Source organism: Streptococcus mitis (assembly GCF_003942865.1).
GTDB classification, from domain to species: domain Bacteria; phylum Bacillota; class Bacilli; order Lactobacillales; family Streptococcaceae; genus Streptococcus; species Streptococcus mitis_BI.
Genome location: NZ_RJNZ01000022.1, coordinates 1 through 2789, shown reverse-complemented (window position 1 = coordinate 2789; position 2789 = coordinate 1). Strand labels below are relative to the sequence as shown.

At 37.9% G+C, this 2789-nt stretch carries 2 protein-coding genes; both read left to right on the top strand.

The annotated features are described in order from the left end of the window. Nucleotides 1–2158 (top strand): pneumococcal-type histidine triad protein (locus tag D8845_RS10090; RefSeq protein ID WP_125453330.1); only part of this gene is annotated, 2158 nt, incomplete at its 5' end. 157 nt (nt 2159–2315) lie between these two features. Beyond that, the coding region (locus tag D8845_RS10085) for a pneumococcal-type histidine triad protein (protein ID WP_125453329.1) at nt 2316–2789 on the top strand (474 nt) is incomplete at its 3' end.

Here is a 2789-nt window from a genome sequence, read left to right as displayed (position 1 = left end):
TGTGATTAAGGTAGATGGTAAGTATTATGTCTATCTTAAGGATGTGGCACATGCTGATAATGTTCGAACAAAAGAAGAAATTACTCGTCAGAAGCAGGAACACAGTAGTAATCACGGAGGTGGATCTAACGATAAAGAGGTAGTCGCTGCCAGAGCTCAAGGCCGCTATACAACGGATGATGGTTATATCTTTAATGCATCTGATATTATAGAAGATACAGGTGATGCCTATATCGTTCCTCATGGCAACCATTTCCACTATATTCCTAAGAGTGATTTGTCTGCCAGTGAATTAGCTGCAGCTCGAGCCTTCTTATCTGGAAAAGGTAATCAACCAAGCTCAGTTGGCTATCGTCCTTCGACAAATTCTTCTAGCAGTAGCTCATCAGAGACATCGAATAGTAGTTCATATGGACAAACAAATCAAAGCAATGTTGAGGAGAATACCAGAAGATGGACTCCAAGTGTTAGCCCACAAGTGGATAATAGCTATCAAGCTAGTCCGAGAGAAGACGTATCCAGTCTATTGAAACAGCTTTATGCCTTGCCGCTTAGCCAACGACATGTGGAATCAGATGGGCTTGTTTTTGATCCAGCGCAGATTACAAGAAAAACTGCGAATGGTGTTGCAGTGCCACACGGAGACCATTATCACTTTATCCCTTATTCTCAAATGTCTGACTTAGAGCAGAAGATTGCAAGAATGATTTCTGAAAATTATCAAGTAAATCATACTACTGCAGGTGGTAAAGAATTAAAACCAATTCTGACTCCAAGCCTTCCAAAACCAATTCCATCTCCTGTTTTGCCAGCTCTTAGCTTAAAACCTTTGAAACCTATTGTAAAGCCGGCTCCTACTCCAAATCCTAAAATAGACTCAAATTCTTCTTTGGTTAGTCAACTGGTACGAAAAGTTGGAGAAGGATATGTTTTCGAAGAAAAAGGAATCTCACGCTATGTCTTTGCGAAAGATTTACCATCTGAAACTGTTAAAAATCTTGAAAGCAAGTTATCAAAACAAGAGAGTGTATCACACGCTTTAACTGCTAAAAAAGAAAAAGTTGCTCCTCGTGACCAAGAATTTTATGATAAAGCATATAATCTGTTGGCTGAGGCTCATAAAGCCTTGTCTGAAAATAAAGGTCGCGTTTCTGATTTCCAAGCCTTAGACAAATTAGCAGAACGCTTGAATGATGAATCTTCTAATAAAGGAAAATTGGTAGATGATTTATTGGCATTCCTAGCACCAATTACTCATCCAGAGCGACTTGGCAAACCAAATTCTCAGATTGAGTATACCGAAAATGAAGTCCGCATTGCTCAATTAGCTGATAAGTATACAACTTCAGATGGTTACATTTTTGACGAACATGATATTATCAGTGATGAAGGAGATGCCTATGTAACGCCTCATATGGGACATAGTCACTGGATTGGAAAAGACAGCCTTTCTGATAAGGAAAAAGCTGCAGCTCAATCTTATACTAAAGAAAAAGGAATTCTACCTCCGTCAGCAGACGCAGATGCTCAAGCAAATCCAACTGGAGATAGTGCAGCGGCTATTTACAATCGTGTGAAAGGGGAAAAACGAATTCCACTCGTTCGACTTCCATACATGGTTGAGCATACAGTAGAAGTTAAAAATGGTAATTTAATCATTCCTCATAAGGATCATTACCATAACATTAAATTTGCTTGGTTTGATGATCACTCATACAAAGCTCCAAATGGTTATACGTTGGAAGATTTATTTGCAACGATTAAGTATTATGTTGAACATCCTGACGAACGTCCACATTCTAATGACGGATGGGGAAATGCCAGCGAGCATGTCTTAGGTAAGAAAGACCACAGTGAAGATCCCAAAAAGAACTTCAAAGCGGATGAAGAACCAGTAGAGGAAACACCTGCTGAGCCAGAAGTCCCTCAAGTAGAGACTGAAAAAGTAGAAGCCAAGCTCAAAGAAGCAGAAGTTTTACTTGCTAAAGTAACAGATGCTAGTCTGAAAGGCAATGCGACAGAAACCCTAGCTGGTTTACGAAATAATTTGAGTCTGCAAACAATGGATAATAATGGTATCATGGCAGAAACAGAGAAACTACTTACGTTGTTAAAAGGTAGTAATCCTTCACCTGTAAATAAGGAAAAAACAAACTAATGAAAAATGGGAGTCTCGATAAAGAGGCTTTCATTTTTATTATGTATATACGAAAAATTCTTGACAAGCAGTACTAAAAGGAGTAAACTATTAACTAGTTAATTAACTGGTTTATTATGTTATAGTGAATCAAATAGAGTTAAGAAAAGAGGAAAGAATGAAAATCAATAAAAAATATTTAGCTGGGTCAGCAGCTGCACTTGTTTTAAGTGTCTGTGCTTATGAACTAGGTTTGCATCAAGCTCAAACTGTAAAAGAAAATAACCGTGTTTCATATATAGATGGTAACCAACCAAGCCAAAAGGCAGAAAATTTGATACCTGATGAAGTCAGTAAAAAAGAAGGTATTAATGCCGAGCAAATCGTTATCAAGATTACGGATCAAGGTTATGTGACTTCTCATGGAGACCATTATCATTACTATAATGGCAAGGTTCCTTATGATGCTATCATTAGTGAGGAACTGCTGATGAAAGATCCAAATTATCAGTTGAAGGATTCAGACATTGTCAATGAAATCAAGGGTGGCTATGTGATTAAGGTAGATGGTAAGTATTATGTCTATCTTAAGGATGTGGCACATGCTGATAATGTTCGAACAAAAGAAGAAATTACTCGTCAGAAGCAGGAA